This is a genomic window from Algibacter sp. AS12 (assembly GCF_046736315.1).
GTDB lineage: Bacteria > Bacteroidota > Bacteroidia > Flavobacteriales > Flavobacteriaceae > Algibacter_B > Algibacter_B amylolyticus.
In genome coordinates, this window is the sequence record NZ_CP151841.1 from 601376 (window position 1) to 620752 (window position 19377).

The window sequence follows — 19377 nt, forward strand, 5'->3', positions numbered from 1 at the left end:
TAACAACCAGTAAAACCATTGCAGTATTAAGCTTTGCCATAGGTACGATTTTGTTTGCATTGCAACTCTATCTTAAATCCTATTAAGACTTACTTTACTATGGTTTAATTTATACAATCGTTGCGTTTATTACTAACATTATATTACAAATTATTCTCTCGTTTAAAATGATAGGAAACCAAAAGTATCACTTAGAAATACTTAAAACTATCGGTATAATTATACTAAACCTTCCAATAGCTCTAATTTATGCGCTAGTCATTTTATCCGGAATATAAATCACATCTATGAAACTCAACAAAACATATTTACTACTAACTATACTCTTGTTTACAATAGAAACGCTTATAGCCATTTACCTAAAAACAGGTTTTATTAGGCATACCTTTGGCGATTTTTTATGTGTTATCTTACTTTACTGTTTTTTTAAAACCTTTATAGAAGGTCATCATTTTAAAATTGCAGTAATAGTTTTAGCTATAGCATTTACCGTCGAGTTTTTGCAACTCACCAATTTTCTCGAACTATTTAATTTGCATAACAACCAACTAGCCAATCTCATTTTAGGCAGTACGTTTCAAATTTCAGATTTAGTGGCTTATTCACTTGGTATAATAACCGTAATAATTTTAGAATATAAAGTTTACAAACTATGGATTACATAAAACAGCTCTTTTTGTCCCGATTTAAAACATTTGCTTTAGTTAGCATTTCCATACTATTTAGCATTTTTCTACTCATGATTAGAATGAAGTTAACCTACTCTTTTTTCTACTTGTTTTTAGTATGGAATTTATTTTTAGCCGTTATACCATTTGCCATAACCACATATTTAGTAAGCCTTCCCAAGCTTAATAAATATGTGTTTATACTTTGGTTTTGTATATGGCTGCTTTTTTTACCCAACGCGCCATACATAATAACCGATTTACTACATTTAAAAGTAAGTACCACCCATTTGCTATGGTTGGATATTTTGGTAATTATGGCCTTTGCATTAACCGGTATCTTGCTTTTCTATTTGTCTATTAACGACATGAAAACCATGCTACTAAACCTAACAAATAAAAAGACGGCAAAATACATAAGCTCAACTACCATTTTCCTCTCAGGATTTGGCGTGTATTTAGGTCGGTTTTTACGCTATAATTCTTGGGAAATTATAAGTAACCCAAAAGTTCTGTTTATAGATATTTTACAAATTTCTATAAAACCATTTAACCACCAAGAAGCCTGGTTATTTACTATACTTTTTGGTGCTTTTTTATGGCTCGGGAATTGGGCTTTTAAAACGTTTTACTCCAACCCATCAACATAATCTTGTAAATATGAAAAGCGCTCGGTTAACTTTCCGTTTTCGGTAATTTTGGCACGTTTAAGAATACCATCGGCATCGTTATTAAAAAAGGCTGGAATAACGTGTTTTAAAAACATCTCGCCAAAACCTTCACTGGCATCTTGCGGAAGTTCGCATGGTAAATTATCGACTGCCATTACGGTTATGGCGTTATCGTATTTATAATCTATTTCGGATTCGGTGTCTGGATCGTAGCCATAAATAGGATCTGCAATGGTTGATGCTTTTAATGTTGTTGCTACTGGCCCATCGACATCGCAACTTATATCGGCTACTACTTTTATGTTAAAATCTGCCGATTTTACATCGCTTCTAGTATACAGATATGGTGCACCATCTCCGTAAAAATGTCCGGCTATGTAATACTGGGTTACTTTAGCAAATCGCATAAAATCTGAAACGTACTCCTGCGGATTATCGAAAAAATCTTGATTATTAATTACCTGTCCGTCTTTACGCTTGTTATAGTCTAACACATCGATTTTACAATATACTGGCTCGTTAAAGGTGTTATTTAAATAGTCTTGCACAGAAACACTTTTAATATGCATAGCGTCTAGCATTTCTTGAGCGCCGTTAGCTACTTTTCCGCTTCCGGTTAATAGTATTTTTATGTTTGGTATTTGTAAATTATTGAGCTCGTTTATTAATGCGGCTTGATTTGGTAATGGGCCTGCTTTGGGTAAATTCCAGGTATTGTATTTTAACCCCCAAGCTCTAAAACCATTATAAGCACCAACAATTCCTGCATAACGCCCAAAACCTATTAAACGAAACCCTTTATTGCTAACTATGGTTTCGTGGTCGTAAAGTTCTATATTTTTTTCTAATACGGCTTTTAATAGCTTACGGTTATAGGGTTGCTTTTTTATGGTATGCGAGAAGAAAAAGTATTTTTTGTTTGGTATTAAGGCATCGATTGGGACTTCTTTTACACCTAGCATGACATTGCAATCTGAAACATTACTAGTTACCTCGAACCCTGCATTTTTATATTCTTGATCTGAAAACACACGAATATCTGAGCTTTCCACCTTAAAAGTAGCATTGGGAAATTGGGTTTTAGCTTGTACTAATTTGGCTGGTGAAAACACCACACGACGATCTGGTGGATTTTTACGCTCTTTTATAATGGCAAAAGTGATACTCATATGTTGATTTTTTACTGACAGGGATTGCTTTGGTATAAATTTTGAACTAAATGTACTAGTTTTGAAGTGGTATACAAAGTTTTTTGATAACTTTGCTGCCCGCGTTAGGGATGGAGGCTTTGTTGAAGCTCTTTTTGTGTTGTTGCACCTATGCAACACAAAAAAGCGACTGCCGAGAGCCCGACCCTTTTGGGTAACGCCCACTTCTCGATACAACCCGAAATAAATTCGGGCCACTCGAAGTGACAACATTTACTATTTTATTTAAATTGGGGTCGACTGGTTTTGACAGCGAGATTAATTGAACGGTAAGCACGTCGTGTAATGGCATTGAAACACGTTAAAGGCTAGACCAAATTTTAAACGGCGAGAATAACTACGCTTTAGCAGCATAATTCGAATTATAGTAGAATTAGCCTAGGTACACAAGGTGTACATGCTTTATGTCTCCGGAAAGCCTTGATTGACGGCGTTCCATTTTGAGGCATCGTAAATGTCAATATAGTTTAAGTAGTGCTTTGATGCTTTTACGAAACTAAAGAAGCTAAGTTATAAGTGGGTTGTCTTTAACCAGCTTATAATCGAAAAACCAAGAAAAGAATAAACGTGTAGAAAGCTCTTTGGTTACTTGTTTGGACGAGAGTTCGATTCTCTCCGACTCCACTACAAACCCTCATAATACCAATGTTTATGAGGGTTTGTTTTTTTGGTTGACAAAATAGTTGACAGAATTTATTTTAAATTCTTTTTCAATATCTTCTTCTTTATTACTTTCCTTGTACAATATTACTTTAGCACACTTGAAATATCAGGATGGACTAATAATAAACAAAAAAGGTAAATTAAAAAATCTAAAGAAGAAATAAAAGAAATGCAAAATAGATCTTGAAATAGAAAATAAAAGATTGAAAAAAGTTAATTAAAATAGAGGGTTGAAATTACTTAAATAACCAACCATGTAAGGATGTCTATAAAAAACATGGGATTTTGTTCTTCCAAAAGACTATATACAAAAGCACAGTCGCCAATTTAGTAAATAAATATTTCTCCTACATTTTAAATTTATATTCACTAAATTGGCTAAGGTAAAATCAGAAGGTAGTGGGTTAGTAAATCCTTTACTTTTTATATATTTTATGTTGGCAATAATTATGATAAAACATTTCGCATTCATATTAACCTTTATAGTTTCGAATTTAATATTCAGTCAAGAAATAACATACAATGATTTAAGTTTGACATCCGAAAGCTTAAAAGTACGTTTACTAAATAGTGGAGATTATTTTACAGGCGGAAAGGAAGAATTACCGTACTTTCATGGTAAGGGAGACAGTAAATACATAAAATTTCATAAGACTACTGGAGTAAATGCCACATTCGACTTTAAAACAGACAGCGAATTCTTATCCATAATTCACGAAATTCAGAACAATGCTATTTTTAAATATAAATTCTGCACTGACCCAAATGAAAATATAGCCTATAACTACGAGACTTTTGGAGGAAACAAAATTCGATTTAATTATGGTGAAATGCGTATTTCATTGGAGTTCCCGTCGAAATTAAATACTTTCCTTGAAAGTAATACTGAATTCACTTCAGTTTTTGTTTGTATAAGCGATGATGCTTATGCATATCACACAAACTTGAAATGTAATGGACTTGGAAATTGCGAAGCAGAAATTTCAAAAATAGATATAAAGAGAGCAAAGAAAAACAATTATAAAATATGCGAAATCTGTACCGATGATAGTTATTCCAAAAGTCGAATATCTGAAACCTTTAATAAATTGTATGCAGAAAATAAAGAAAAATCGGAACCTCATTCCAACAATAAAATCGTAGAAGAGGAAAAAAATTTCTATGAAGTTATGGGTTATCCGAAAGTTTCATTCAACAAGAACGTAAGGGCTTTTACCGTAACCATAAAAAACAAGAAAAATGGTGTAATTGGAAAAGAAAAAATGAATGAACCAAACATAAATAATCCTCATTTCATTTCCTTAAAATCAAATAATAATCCAGGCATACTAATTGTCAAAAACAAAAATTATAAAGATATAGTTATCAATTTTACAAAAGTTTATCAAGGCGAATATAAAGATGGAAGTACACCTTATTATTTCGTAACAGAAAATGAAAATTATAGTATTGGATATATTGAAGTTGTTGGTTCAAATGATTTCTTAACGGTAGAATTAAATCAAGACTCTGAAAACGGAATGTCAATTAATTATACTATTTCAGAAATTTAATTTAACCTAAAAACAACTGTAACCAACACCGTATCCTATGAGAAACACAAGCCTAGCCCCTTCTTTTCTATATGAAATTATTTAATGCAAACTAAAGAAACACGTAGGCAGTAAATTCAAACATTCCGGATAATAATAAAAGATGAATTAAGTGAAATATGAATTGGAATATTTTTGGTTTAAAATATGATAAAAGAGAACAATGGGCCTTTGAAGAAATGTCTTATCTGCTTTTCTGTGCGGAATTGAATAATAGAATCGGATTATTTCGTTTTAAAAACCAAACTGGAATCGAAACAGAACCGCTGGAAAAAGATGGAGAACATTATGGGTTCCAAGCAAAATATTATACAGTTCCACTTTCAGGTAAAAAATCAGAAATAATTTCGTCAATTAAGAAAGCTAAAAGAGAAAATCCAAAACTAAGTAAGATTCTTTTCTATTTAAATCAGGAATTCTCTGAAAGCACAAAAACAGGACAAAAAAAATCAAAATATCATATCGATATTGAGTTTGAAGCTAAAAAGCTAAAATTAGAAATAGTCTGGCGTGTACCAAGCCATTTTGAACTTCAACTAGCGCTACCTGAAAATAAATACATCTATAAAGATTTTTTTAGCCTGGAACCAAATGAGGGAAAATTGATTGATGAAATTAAAAATCATAATAAAAATATTTTACAAGCAATTCAAACAGAAATACCTTTCGGTGATAAAAAAATAAAGATTGACAGAAGTAAGATTATTGAAAAAATCATAAAAGCTTCAAATAAGAAAGGAAATATTATTATTTCTGGTGAAGGAGGTTGTGGAAAAACTGCTCTTTTTAAAGAATTTTATAGTATTCAAAACAGAAAAATTCCCATCTGCATTGTTAAGGCAACCGAATTAAATGTTAATCACGTCAATGATTTATTTAAATACGACAACAATTATTCCTTTGCACAGTTCATTAATGCTTATCAAAACGAGTCTATTAAAATATTTGTGATTGATTCGGCTGAAAAACTTGCCGAAATCACAAATGGCGATATTTTAAATACTTTAATAAAAAAGTTAAATGAAGCTGGATGGAATATAATATTTACCACTCGTTATTCTTATCTCAATGATTTAACATTTCATATTAAAGAGAATTACCAATTATCATTCGTTGTTCACGACATTCCTTTAATAAGTATTGATGAACTAAAATCAATTTCTGAAGATTTTGATTTCTCATTACCCGAAAATCAAAAATTTATTGAAAGGCTTAGAAATCTATTTTACCTTAATGATTATGCTCAATTTTATTCAAATATTGATAAAAAAAGCAATCTTAAATCCTTTATTAATTTACTCTGGAAAAAAAGAATTCAAAACAATCTTATCCAAAAAGATAATCTACATATTGAAAGAGAAAGATGCTTAATACATATTGTAAAAAAAAGATGCGCTACTGGTCGCTTTTATATAAATGCTGAAGATTTACCTCCATCTGCATTATTTAAATTAAAGCAAGATGAAATACTTGGGTATGATGATATTCATAACGGATATTTCATTACCCATGACATCTATGAAGAATGGTCTTTAGACAAAATTGTTTCTCGTAATTATGCAAATTACACCGATATTAAACTATTTTTTGATGAAATAGGAAATTCTTTACCAATACGAAGAGCATTCAGGTTATGGCTATCCGATCAATTATCTGAAAACAGCCAAGAAATTGAAAATTTTATCAAGGACGCCTTTAGCGAAAATTCAATCACTCAATTTTGGAAAGATGAGTTATTAATTTCAGTATTGCTTTCAGAATATTCAAAGTCGTTCTTTAAGTTTTTTGAAAATGAGATTATAGCAAAGGAATTCCAAATCTTAAAAAGAGTTTTATTTCTTCTAAGGATAGCTTGCACTGATATTTCTGCATTTGACAGTATTGATATTATAAAACCTAAAGGGAAAGGTTGGCAAGAGGTCATTGCGTTTATTTATAAATATAAAACTGAATTTTTTGATGACAACCTAAACCTAGTTTTACCTCTTTTAACAGATTGGTGTAATTATAATAAAAATGGTAAAACTACAAAATACTCAGGTTTACTAGCACTAAGTGTTATTCAGAGAACCGAAATCGAACAAAACTTTTTAATTCATGACAAGGCTGAAGAAAATTTATTAAAAGTAGTTTTTAATGCAGCAAACGAGATAAAGTTAGAATTAAAAGAAACTTTCGATAAAGTTTTAAAAAATAAGTGGCTAAATCATAATGATCCTTATCATGGTCTATGCTTAAAAATTTTAGTAAAACCTTACTTAGCAAAGCAAGTAATAAATGTACTTCCTTTATCAGTTATTGATTTATGCAATATATTTTGGCAAAAACGAGAAAAAAAACTCGATGATTTTGGATATGATAGAGATAGTATTGAAAACAAATATGGTTTAATAACTCGACATCATAGTTTTGATTATTTTCCAGCAAGTGCGAATCAAACACCAATATATTGGTTACTTCAAAGTGACTTTTGGAAAACACTAGATTTCATAATTCGATTTACTAATAAAGCAGTTGCACACTATAAAAATTCATCATATGGAAATGGTGATTTATTAGAAATAAAACTAGAAATAGATGGAGATTTTATTGAACAATATGTAAATGCATCATTATGGGATTTGTATAGAGGAATTTCAGGGCCAAGTATATTGCAATGTATCCATATGGCTCTTGAAAAAACTCTTTTAGAATTTGCAGAAGTTTTAAAACCCAAAGAATTACGGCTTATTGTTTTAAAAATTCTTACCGAATCAAAATCAGCTTCCTTAACTTCTTTAATCTGTAGTTTAACATTAGCATTTCCAGATAAATTTCATGAAACATCATTAATTTTATTTAAAACCATAGAACTCTTTAGGTTCGATTTAATTAGATGTTCATCTGAATTTCATATAAAATCAACGACTTCTATTGGATACGGATTAGACAAGCTTAGAGATGCACTTTACACAGATGAGAGAATAAAATCATCAGAATACGAACATCGAAAAACAAGTTTAGAAAGCTTATGCCTTATGTACCAATTTAATGGTGTAAGAGGATTTACTCCAGAAGAAAATACAAATTTCATAAATAAAATTTATAATATAATTGATACTCATAAAATTTTGTATTCAGAAAGTTCCATTTCTGACGATTATTTAATTCTAGTTTTATCTAGAATGGATAGAAGAAATCTCAAATCAAAAGTTACTGAACAAGAAAACAATAATCTTTTAGTAGAATTTTCACCTAAAGAATTACCAGAAAAAATAAGGAAGAATAGTGAAGATACCGTTAGTAAAATTAACGAAGAAATCAAATATACACCTCTAAAATTATGGGCTAATTTTATACATAGCTCAGGTGAAAATAAATATGAAAAATATGAAACCGATCCGCAGCAGGCTCTTGTTGAAACTAAACAGCTAATTAAAGAACTTAAATTAGGCAAAAGGATATTTAGACTAGATAGTGATATTCCATCTTTTGTTTGTTCAAAATTAATAATTGAACATTCTAAAATACTATCAAAGGAAGACAAACATTTTTGCGAAAATATTATTCTTTCATCAATATCCAGATTGTTTTCTGATGAATACAACTATCAAATAAGTGATGGAGTTGAAGCTTCTTTGCATGCTATAACTAAATTAATCCAAGAATTACCAAATAAAAAAGAAGACTATCTTTCACTTATGCTTATGGCATTATTTGATAAATCACCTATCGGTAACTACAAAAGAATATGCGATTATGTGATTGAATCAATCCATGTATCAAAATTATGGGAAGAAAACCCTAAAGTAGCTCAAGCAATATTTTTGGGTTATATAAAACTTATACCCATTTATAAAAGCATAGAATCTAAAAAAAGAAAAGAAAGAAGCTTTGGAAGAGGAATATCTAAAAGTTCAATACTAGAAGAATTTGATAAAAAAACAACGGATTTTTCCTTCTCAAAATTGTTATTTGATATTGCAGATATCGACTTATTAGATATACATGATTTAGAAATTGTATATCAATTGATACCTTCTAATACAAAAGACAGTATTCATTTAGAGATTATCACTAAAACTTTACCCTTGTTAGCTTCTCGTTTATTGATGGACAGAAGAGACTATGATAGAGAATATGGAGATAATACTAAAATCTACTCATTACGAAATCAAATTTTCAAGAAACTAGCAACTTTTATTTTACTTAGAAAAACAGAAGAAATTGATTTATATCTTAATCCTATTATTAATTCCTTTGAGGCCACAGAGGAAGTAGCGTCTCTCATAGGTGAATTTGTTTCAGCAGAAAACAAATTAAACAGATATGAGCAATTTTGGTATGTTTGGAATTGTTTATATCCAAAAATTATATCAATATGTACATACTCTCGTAATTACTATTTAAAACAAGTAATTATAAACTATTTTTTAGCATGGCGTTGGTGGAATGATGGAATTGAAGAATGGCATAGTTTAAAAATGGATAGCTTATCTCTTTATGCAAATGCATCTAAAGATATAGGGAATATTCCTTCTGTTTTATATTCAATTACGAGAGTATTAGATACAATTGGAAGTCATTTTAAAACTGAAGGTATTGATTGGGTTTACAATATTGCATCAACCAATAGCCTGCTAAAACTTGAAGACTTAGAAGCGCATACTTTAATTTATTTAGAGCGATTTATGAGAAAGTTTATTTTCATTAACAAACAAAAAATTAGGGAGGAAATAAGATTAAAAAACAAAGTTATTCCGATACTTGAATTTATGATTGAGAGAGGTTCTATACACGGATATTTATTGAGAGAGAGTATCTTATAATAAAAAACAACCGCTATAAAAAAATCACTGAGCTATAAAAACATAAAAACTAAAGAAAAAAATAAATTAACTTCATATCTTATAAGCTAATGTCCCTATTCCGTTTCTCCATTTAGCGTTTCCATTATTTCTTTGAAACTATTTAAACCAGATTCGATGTTTTCAATGATTTCATTTGCTAAAACATCTGGGTCTGGAAGATTATCTAAATCGGTCAAGCTTTTATCTTTCAGCCAAAAAATATCTAAACTCGTTTTGTCTCTCGCAATGATTTCATCATACGTGTATTTTCGCCATCTTCCTTCTTCATTTTCTTCGCTCCAAGTTTCTTTTCGTTTGTTAATGTTCTTGCCATTATACAATTCTACAAACTCTTTTAAATGCTCTTGACGCATTGGACTTTTCTTTGGCGTGTGATGTACGTTTGTTCTGTAATCATAAAACCAAATGTCCTTTGTCCAAGCTTCTTTACTAGCTGGCTTGTTTTTGAAAAACAATACATTTGCTTTAACTCCTTGAGCATAGAATATACCAGTTGGCAATCTCAAAATTGTATGCAAATCTGCTGTTAACATTAGTTGCTTTCTAACCTCTTCGCCAGCGCCACCTTCAAATAAAATATTATCAGGAAGCACAACAGCCGCTTCTCCATTTATTTTTAATTGCGTTTTTATATGTTGTAAAAAATTTAGTTGCTTATTGGAAGTAGTTTCCCAAAAATCTTGACGATTATAACTTAAATCTTCTTTTACAATTTCTCCTTGTTCGTTGGTAAACGTCATACTGCTTTTTTTGCCAAAAGGTGGATTTGCTAATACATAATCATAGCGTTCTCCATCATCTGCAATTAGAGCGTCATTAGGGTTTATAAACGATTCACCGTCTATTTCTCCAATATTGTGCAAATACATGTTCATTAAACACAATCTACGCGTACCAGCAACTATCTCGTTTCCAAAAAAGGTTTTGTTCTTTAAAAATTCCTTTTCTTCTCTGTCTAATTTATTGTTGGCTACAATCCAATCGTAAGCAGCTAAAAAGAAACCACCTGTTCCACACGCTGGGTCAACAATGGTTTTCGTTGGTTTGGGTTGAATACACGCTACCATAGTTTTTATCAATGCTCTTGGTGTAAAGTATTGTCCAGCTCCACTTTTGGTGTCTTCTGCGTTTTTCTCTAAAAGTCCTTCGTAGATTTTACCTTTTATATCTGCTCCCATCATTGACCAATCTTCTTTATCAATTAGATTGATTACTTTGAGCAATTTGGCTGGGTCTTGTATTTTATTTTGGCTCTTTGTAAATATCTGCCCAAGCGTTCCTTTTTCTGTGGAAAGTGTACGCAATAATTGGCTGTAAAAAGATTCTAACTCTGCACCACGTTTGCTAGATAAAGTTTCCCAATTGGCAATTTCTGCATCTGCAACTTCATTTCCTTCAACATCTTTTAATTTAGGAAAAACCAAACCTTTGTTATAAGGTGGTTTATTTAATTCATCTGCCATTTTTAAGAATAGCAAATAGGTGATTTGCTCTAAATAATCTCCATAACCTACTCCATCATCACGAAGCACGTTTGCGAGGTTCCATATTTTTGATATTATACTTGAATCTGTCATTTAATTATTTATTATTTGAAGCATTAAATCAATTGCTTTTTTCATTTTATTCGATTCAACTCCTTCATGAATAAATTTGAAGATGTCTTCCCTAAAGTCATAACTTAAAGATGCAACATCCTCTCTTCTTGTTTTATCAAAAGCTATTTTTAATAAATTGAACTGAACTAAAACCTTCTCAATTACATCAATAGGTAAGTTTTTTTTATATTTTGAATGATACTGAGCATGAATTGTTGATTTATTGTCTTTATTATGAATAGCACCATAAGTATAAAATATTTTAAAATATTTTACCAAACTGTTCGCAATATTGCTTCTTAGTGAAATTGCTCCTTGCATTTGCTCATGAAAATAGTTTTCAAAAGAGGTATCATGTCTTGGATTTACAAAATTGCTCATTTTTATACCACGCGAATTGGATCTAGAATAATCAGACATATTAAAGAAAGTAGAATCAACAAAAGTAGTCTCATCATTAAACTTACATTCCCAAAAAGAATCATAAGAATCAAAATATGAATTTTCTAATCTAATATCAGAAAAATCAAATTTTATATTACCGTCAAGAATCCCAAAGTTTACTAATGATAAACCTTTAATAATATTGTTCGAACCAAACATTAATTTTAATAATATTGTATTTGTAGAAGTTTGATTATTGTAATGAATTTGGTTAATCATTAAAGCCAAAGCAAATAAAGAAGACTTGACCTGATGCTTAACAATTTGGGGCTCCTTATAATCTATAAAATCAAAATCATTTACAGATTCTATCAGGTCTGAAATTTTTAATATTTCATTCTCACTCCAGTTTAAATGTACTCTTTTAGCAACCTCATAAAACAAACTTGATCCAAATTTTCCTTCTTGCAATAAAATATCAATGACTTGTTTACTAAGTATTTCATGACTTTCAATAGAAATGAATTCAGATAAATAAATTGTTTTAAAAAACAATTCGAAAAAATCATATTTAAATCCAATTTGATTATCGCCTACATTAATTAGAGGATGTGATTTTAATGATTCAATTTTTTTATCGTCAATATTGAATTTTAGACCAGTTGTTTTTAATCTATTTATTTCATTTTTTTTAATCGAGCCTTGGTAAAATACAGCCAAATGAATCATAAATTCTATTTGATCAACTATATCAATTCCTATCTTGATTTTTTCACGTTTAAGTAAACGATATACAATAAAATCATTTTGCTCTCTTGTGTCTAAATAGTTTAAATTAATTTCTTCGTGCTCAACTAGTATGTCATTTTCTGAATCAATAATTTCACCTACTATATCAACTACGAAAGGTAAAAACTTTTGACCGTCGCTTTTTTCAATATCTAATTCAGCTAATAGTGTTATCGCCTTTTTTATTTTTTTTGAGTCATTAAATTTTCTAGTGTAAAATTGATTAGCATGATCCAAATTAAAGGGTTCGATTTCAAAGTGATTTATGCTGTTTTCCTTAGAAATTTGTTCCTTCCAAAAATATGTTCTACAAGTTAGAAGTACTTTTCCAACACCAATTTGTTTTACAAAATCATTGCTGACACTTTTTATAAAAAATTCTACATCAAAGTCTGGAATTCGAGAAAAAACTTCGTCCAAACCATCAATTATTAGAAGTAAGTTTCCGTTATCTATAGTTACCCGAAATAAATCTCGACTTATGTTAGAATTTGTATCCATTGCTGAATAAAAATCATATAAATCTATTTTTTTTGATTCGGAAAGTCTAATTAGGTTGTTTATTACTTGAGGGTTAGATGCTTCTATAAAAACAATTTTAGCATTTGTGTTAATTTGATAATATCTATCTGCAATTTCACGAGCGAGTGTAGTTTTACCAATTCCGCCACCACCAGTTATTATTAAAATTGGATCAAATTCTGATAATATCCAGTTTTCAATTTGGTCAAAATCTGACAACTCTCCTTCTATAGCTTTTAATTCTGGTTCAATAAAATTATTAGTTGAGCTAAATTTTGTGTTTGGATCTTGCACAGTTATATCATTAGCTACATGTTTACTAATAAACTCATCTAAATAAAAAGTTTTTTTTGCTTTAAAAGCTTTTTGAGCATTAGTAATTCTTTCTTCTAATCTAACCTGACCCCTTTCTTTTGGAAGAAAAAGTATAATACTATCTTTTTTTGGCTTTAAGCTTGGATTCTCCCTATAAAATTGTAGAGCGGTTGGTTTTAATAAACTTCCTTTAGATATAAACAAATAATTTGTATTAATACCCATCAAATTATTGGTTGAGGATAGTAGCTTATAACCTATTTTGGTTTTAGAATCTCTAACGCTAATTACTGGACCAAATGACGCCTTTGTATCATAGAGCTTAATTATTGTTTCAAAATCAGAATAATCCTGAATTTCTATTACTTTATTAACTTTATGTAATTCATTGCTCGCATAATTTAAAATAAAATTTAGATTATTAACATTACCCCTTCTTATTGTGGGGGATATCCAATCAAAATTTCTAAATGTCGAATTGTGATCAAATTTAATTAGTATATGTTTTAAATGCGGGTTTTTAAGTGTTTCCAACTCCAAATTAGGAATTTGATTTTTTTCAATTTTTTCTACATATTCTTTAGTAGATAAAATTAATGTAGCACTACTTTTAGCACTAATATCATATAATCTTTGACAATACTTTAATTCTAAACCTTTGTCATTGATTAATTTTTCGAGGGCATCGGAATAATACCTTATTCTTAAATCTCTCTCCAAAAGCCCTTTAATAATTAAATAAGCTGTTTCAACGATTTCATCATCAAACAAAACTATAACTGCTGGACTATTCTTAATTAATTCGTTGCTTAAATTACCGAGCTCTTTTTCTAAATTAGAGTTTATATCTATTAAATCATCTAGATTTATTCTAGTACTTAAAGTGTAGAGTTTACCAAAATCAAGAATGTGTTTATCTGAGTCGAAAACAATTCTATCTTGAATAATATTACTTAATTGTTCTTTTTGGTCTAATGAAATATTAAATCCTTTTTTATCTTTTAAAATTAAAAAATACAAACTTTCAAAATCGTCTTCAAAAGAATTGTCAAAAAATTTCTCAAGTGTAGATTTGACTTTTGCAAAATTACCACTAGAAGTTACTTGAACTGAAATTCTTTTATTTTTATCAGTTAAATCAATTGATGGTGAGTTTTTGAATGTTTCGATATTTTCATTTACAAAATTGCCATCAAGAGCCAAATTCAAAAAAGGAATAAAAATATTTTCAGCTAATGAATTCCAAGAAAATTCATTATTGGCACTTAGAATACTAATCTTAGACGCAAATACAGCTAATGATTGTGCTATTTTATCTTGTGTAACTATTCTATTCATACTACTGTTATTTGATTATTTCTTTTTTTTATCTTCTCCAACAAAACACTAGCAGGTTCATAATCCTTATCTGCTTTACATTTAGCAATTTCATTTTCATTTAGTAATTTACCCTCAAATGCTTTTTTAAGGATGCTTTGGCGTAAGGCTTGGGCTTTTTGCAAACTTTCTTTAATACTTTCTTCTACCTTGTCACAAACCGATAAACGGCTCTCTATTTCTAAAACTATTTGGTGCTGTTCTTGTTTTGAACATAGAGGATAAACGAAGCTTTCTATTGAGGCTATACCAATATTTGCTTGTGTTGTTTCTACAACATATCTATTTATTTCTCTTTTGATTACAGGCGATAAAGAATAATACAATGCAAATTTTTCGTCCATAATTTTAGTTATATTCTTAATAATAGCACAAGAGTATGATACCAAAAATTCTTTGTCATAATCAATTAATATATTTCTACCAATTGTTCCGTATCTAGGAAAAATAATATCTCCTTTTTCTGGTTTTATCTTTAGTGCTAATCTATAAAAATCAACTCTTGATATCTGTTTCGCTTTATCAAAATCAATTTTACCATCTTTACCTATATTTCCAGTTGATACATAAGGCATTCCTTTTTCAACTGTTTTTGGCATTTTATGGTCTATATCTCCAATTTTATATGTTATAGTTCCAAATCTTGTCCAAAACCAACTATTTGGTATGGAATCATAATTTTCAACTTCTTCAAGTTTTACTTCTGGAAAATTTTTAGGCTTTGAAATGCGAGAAGGCTTCTTACCAGTTTTGTCACTTTTCTCCCATTCTTTAATTGCTTCTTTCCAATTGCTTACTTGAGTTTCATAATGTTTTTGACGTTCTTCTTTTATTTGTTTTAATAATTTTTCAGAAGTAGGTAAATTGGCTTGTTTTTCTCGCCATTCTTTTGTCAATTCTCCCTCAAAAGCCTTTTTTAAAACAGCTTGCCTGTAAATTACTAATTGGTATTGTGCTTTTTTAAGGTCGGCAATTCCGCTATCTAAACTGCTAAAAAGCTCCTCTATTTTCTTTACAATTGTTTTTTGAATTGGTAAAGGCGCAATTTTGAATTTTACAGAATTAAAACTCGTTTTATTCACTAATGCAACAGTAGTAGAAGTACTTAATTTTTCCAACTGATTTCTAAAACTAACAGATTGGGCTTGGTAAAATGTATATTTTGGTTCAATACCAGAAATTGGTTTTATAGCATTTATTTGCTGATTAAAAGCAACTTCCGCTTTGTTAATTCCAATTCTTCCTAAATTACCAATACAGGTAGCTAAAACAGAGTTTATTGGCAAAATTCGTGCTTTTATTTTCCCTTTTACACTTAAAAATTCAGTCGAAGTTTTAAGAAAATTATTATTTATTTGAGGTGGTTTTATAAATGGTATTTCAGAACCATAATTGTCTTTGTCTTTTTTTGAAGGTGTATTTCCTGTAACGGTTTCAAATACTTCTCCTAACTCAGCTTCTATCCAATCTTCTTTCATTATGCTGCTAGTACTTCATTGAGTTCGTTAATAATTTCATTCATTTGGTTACCAAATAATTGGTGCATTTTTCCTTTTCCGCCTTTGGCATCAAAAGGTGTATAATCTAAATCGTCTATTTCTATATGGTAACTACTAACAACGTGGTCTTTTATCATTCGTAACCAATCTAATTGTTCTTGTGAAAAACGATTGTGTTGTCCTGTGTGTTGTTTAAAAATCCATTTATTAAAGTTAGCTTCAATTGTGCTGTCGTAGGCTTTTAATTCACTATCTATTCCACAAGCTCTTCTAATTAGAGATACCAAAGCAGTTAGCTCGTCTTTGGGTTGTTTGCTTTTTACTTCTTCTAAAGTAGAATAAGCATCCCAAACATAATCTGGTGCTAATAATGGATTTTCTAAATGTAGTTTTTCCATCACATCTTTTATCATTTTAAATGTAATATTTCTACGGTTAAAAGGTTGGTTATAAAAAATACTCAAAGCTTTAATTTCGTCTTTGTTGGCTTCTAAATATTCTGTAAAATCTTTTACAATCTCCGTTGCTTTATCTACAGAAGTTGTTTCCCATTCACTTTTTGTAACTGTATCTATGTTTACACTATCAATAATTTGTTCGTGTTGTTTACGTACATTATCTAAATAGCCATTTAATTCTCCGTTAAAAGTTTTACTTGCTTCTAAAATCAATTGCTCTTGAGCATTCTTTTTTGCATCTTCGATTAAAGCAGGTGTTTGGTTTTGTACAGAAATTTTGTCAATCTCAATTTGTGCTTTGGTTTCAATTTCGTCTTGGTCGAATGCTGTAATTAATTCTTTGGTTATTTGTTTTAAGTTTTTACCACCAGAAAAGGCTAACAACCTGTCTTTTTCCTTTTCTGTGATTTGCTTTTCTAATCTGATTAAACGATTTGCTAATGATAAAAACAAATCTTCGTCAGCAACTCCGATTGTTACTGCGCCCAATAAGTCTTTCATTGCCACAGACGGTTTACGCTCTAAGGGTCTGCTATCTGTCTTTTTAGATTTGGTAGCACCAACAGCATCTACAATAACGAAATGCGTTTTGCTTTTGGCTGTTTTAGATATTAATTGTAAGGTGTCTTTATTAATTGTTCGTGTACCACGACCTTTCATTTGCTCAAAATAGTTGACGCTTCTTACATCTCGCATAAACAACAAAACTTCCAAAGGTTTTACATCTGTTCCAGTCGCAATCATATCTACGGTAACTGCAATACGTGGATAATAAGAATTTCTAAAACGGTTTAATATAGATTTTGGGTCTTCTCCTTTTTCAATTATAATACCGTTTTTATCTTTTTTGTCTTGTTTTACTTTGTAAGTTACCTTTTTACAAAAGTCGTTTCCTTCGTCAAATTCTTCGCGAATTATTTTAATAATATCGTCTGCGTGACTATCTGTTTTTGCAAATACTAATGTTTTTGGCACTTCGTAATCTCCATTTTCGTCAATTCTTTTTGGGAAAATAGTTGTTTTTAATGCTCTTTTATATTCTCGAATTATGTTTCTAATTTGACTAGGATTAACAACTTTTTTGTCTAAATCGTTGCGTTTGTAATCGGTATCTTCATCTTCTTGTTGCCAACGTTTTTTACGTGTTAGTTTATCTCTTCTATCTACAAACCAACCAGATTCTATCATTGCACCATTTTGCGAAATATCAGTTTCGATATTGTACACATCATAAGGCACATTTACGCCATCTGTCACAGATTCTTCATACGTATATTGACTAACTACATTTTCATTAAAAAAACCAAAGGTTCTTTTGTCTGGTGTTGCTGTTAAACCAATTAAGAAAGCATCAAAATAATCTAATACTTGTTTCCATAAGTTATAAATAGAACGGTGAGCTTCATCTATTACAATAAAATCAAATTGTTCAATCGGTACTTTTGGTGTGTACTCAACGGGAACTGCTTTTTGTTGTGCTGTTTTTTTCTGAATCCACGAATTTTCATTTGGATTTTCTTCTTCCGCACTTTCTTCTAATTCTTCGCCTCTTAAAATAGAGTAGAGGCGTTGTATGGTTGAAATACAAACTTGACTATCTGAAGCAATATAACTTGATGATAAACGCTGAACATTGTAAAGTTCTGTGAATTTTCGGTTATCATCATTTGGCTGAAAAGTCATAAATTCCTGTTCCGCTTGCTCGCCAAGGTTCTTGGTGTCAACCAAAAACAGAATACGTTTTGCATCTGCGTGTTTTAGCAAACGATACACAAATGTTGCAGCTGTAAATGTTTTTCCAGCTCCAGTTGCCATTTGGATTAAGGCTTTTGGTCTGTTCTTTTTAAAAGAATGTTCCAAATTATTAACTGCAACAATTTGAGCAGGACGAAGTCCTGTTTCATCTAGTGCAGGAATTGACAACAATCTTTCTCGAAGAGGTTGCCCTTTTTTTAACCATTCTGCAATTGTTTCTGGTTTATGAAAACTAAAAACATTTCTACCTCTTGGTTTTGGGTCTCTGTAATCTGTAAATCTTGTTATTGTTCCTGTACTTTCATAAACGAAAGGTAAAGGGTCGTTGTTTAAGTATTTTAGTTTTGCGTTTGCGTAGTTTGAGGATTGTTCCTCAACAACTGTAAGTCTGTGTCCTTCGTCCTCACGTTTAGCTTCTATAATTCCGACAGGTTTTCGGTTTACGAACAGAACATAGTCGGCAGGTCCAACATCAGTTTGGTATTCACGAACTGCAACTCCTTTTCCAGCAGATAAGTCAACTTTCTTTTTAGACTGAACTAACCACCCAGCTTCACGTAGCATTTCGTCAATTTTATCACGAGCTATTTGTTCAGGATTTTGGTTGATATTATCAGACATTAATTGAAATAAACTTTTTTAGTTTTAGCTAAGCAAATTACATATTTTCTAGCTAATCTGATAAATTTCTTGTAAAAAAACAACTACTTGATATTGAGTTAGTATTTGGTGCAACAAAAAACTATTGTTCGAATCTAATTAAACCTTAATAACAGTTATTATATATTGTGGTGGTGGGTGGTGTGTTTTTGTGTGGTGTTTTATGACCTTGAACATTCGATTACTTGGGTATTGCGGGTGTATTATGTTAAAATGCGGTGTGGTTGTGGGTATTGTCGGGAGTATTACAAGCAAAACACACAAATGTTGGGTATATTGGTGTGGTATTATTAATTGAGTGCACCAATGTTATGGTGCATTGGGTGTGGTTTTGGACGTTTTATGTGGTATTTAACTTGGTATATGGG

9 protein-coding genes and 1 other RNA gene are annotated in these 19377 nt (G+C 30.4%); 5 read left to right on the forward strand and 5 right to left on the reverse strand.

The genetic code is table 11. The features are described 5' to 3' along the window. The first annotated feature begins 287 nt into the window (after positions 1 to 287). Positions 288 to 665 (forward strand): DUF2809 domain-containing protein, encoded by a 378-nt coding sequence (locus tag AAFN75_RS02530; RefSeq protein WP_411808089.1) that lies wholly within the window; start codon positions 288 to 290, stop codon positions 663 to 665. Positions 666 to 748: 83 nt separating this feature from the next. Continuing rightward, entirely contained in the window at positions 749 to 1318 is a 570-nt protein-coding gene (locus AAFN75_RS02535) for a DUF1361 domain-containing protein (protein WP_411808090.1), read from the forward strand. On the opposite strand, the gene AAFN75_RS02540 is transcribed toward AAFN75_RS02535, so the two are convergent. Further along, complete coding sequence (locus AAFN75_RS02540) at positions 1297 to 2502, reverse strand: NAD(P)-dependent oxidoreductase (RefSeq protein WP_411809264.1); 1206 nt, start codon at positions 2500 to 2502, stop codon at positions 1297 to 1299. The two genes, AAFN75_RS02535 and AAFN75_RS02540, sit on opposite strands and share 22 nt — an antisense overlap. Before the next feature lie 277 nt (positions 2503 to 2779). Between AAFN75_RS02540 and ssrA the strand changes: the two genes are divergently transcribed. The 3 genes from ssrA to avs4 all read left to right on the forward strand — a co-directional run bounded on the left by ssrA (position 2780) and on the right by avs4 (position 9610). Beyond that, positions 2780 to 3174, forward strand: a transfer-messenger RNA (tmRNA) gene (gene ssrA / locus AAFN75_RS02545). Positions 3175 to 3743: 569 nt separating this feature from the next. Continuing rightward, entirely contained in the window at positions 3744 to 4763 is a 1020-nt protein-coding gene (locus AAFN75_RS02550; RefSeq protein WP_411808091.1) for a hypothetical protein, read from the forward strand. 158 nt (positions 4764 to 4921) lie between these two features. Continuing rightward, positions 4922 to 9610 carry an AVAST type 4 anti-phage nuclease Avs4 gene (avs4, locus tag AAFN75_RS02555; RefSeq protein WP_411808092.1) on the forward strand — a complete coding sequence of 1563 codons (4689 nt, stop codon included), beginning with the start codon at positions 4922 to 4924 and terminating at the stop codon, positions 9608 to 9610. Positions 9611 to 9705: 95 nt separating this feature from the next. On the opposite strand, the gene AAFN75_RS02560 is transcribed toward avs4, so the two are convergent. The 4 genes from AAFN75_RS02560 to AAFN75_RS02575 are packed head-to-tail and all read right to left on the reverse strand — an operon-like array spanning position 9706 to position 18970. Beyond that, positions 9706 to 11229 carry an N-6 DNA methylase gene (locus AAFN75_RS02560; protein ID WP_411808093.1) on the reverse strand — a complete coding sequence of 508 codons (1524 nt, stop codon included), beginning with the start codon at positions 11227 to 11229 and terminating at the stop codon, positions 9706 to 9708. After that, entirely contained in the window at positions 11230 to 14598 is a 3369-nt protein-coding gene (locus tag AAFN75_RS02565) for an SMEK domain-containing protein (RefSeq protein ID WP_411808094.1), read from the reverse strand. It abuts the gene before it with no gap. Further along, positions 14595 to 16115: a restriction endonuclease subunit S gene (locus AAFN75_RS02570; RefSeq protein WP_411808095.1), complete on the reverse strand. Its 1521-nt coding sequence runs from the start codon at positions 16113 to 16115 to the stop codon at positions 14595 to 14597. The genes AAFN75_RS02565 and AAFN75_RS02570 overlap by 4 nt, the downstream gene beginning before the upstream one ends. Then, positions 16115 to 18970 carry a DEAD/DEAH box helicase family protein gene (locus AAFN75_RS02575; RefSeq protein ID WP_411808096.1) on the reverse strand — a complete coding sequence of 952 codons (2856 nt, stop codon included), beginning with the start codon at positions 18968 to 18970 and terminating at the stop codon, positions 16115 to 16117. Before AAFN75_RS02575 ends, AAFN75_RS02570 begins: the two co-directional genes overlap by 1 nt. Positions 18971 to 19377: the final 407 nt, after the last annotated feature.

Excerpts from the sequence above, each read along its gene's own strand:
- AAFN75_RS02530 (WP_411808089.1), top strand. The coding sequence starts at position 288 with ATGAAACTCAACAAAACATATTTACTACTAACTATACTCTTGTTTACA.
- AAFN75_RS02535 (WP_411808090.1), top strand. The coding sequence starts at position 749 with ATGAAGTTAACCTACTCTTTTTTCTACTTGTTTTTAGTATGGAATTTA.
- avs4 (WP_411808092.1), top strand. The coding sequence starts at position 4,922 with ATGAATTGGAATATTTTTGGTTTAAAATATGATAAAAGAGAACAATGG.
- AAFN75_RS02560 (WP_411808093.1), bottom strand. The coding sequence starts at position 11,229 with ATGACAGATTCAAGTATAATATCAAAAATATGGAACCTCGCAAACGTG.
- AAFN75_RS02565 (WP_411808094.1), bottom strand. The coding sequence starts at position 14,598 with ATGAATAGAATAGTTACACAAGATAAAATAGCACAATCATTAGCTGTA.
- AAFN75_RS02570 (WP_411808095.1), bottom strand. The coding sequence starts at position 16,115 with ATGAAAGAAGATTGGATAGAAGCTGAGTTAGGAGAAGTATTTGAAACC.
- AAFN75_RS02575 (WP_411808096.1), bottom strand. The coding sequence starts at position 18,970 with ATGTCTGATAATATCAACCAAAATCCTGAACAAATAGCTCGTGATAAA.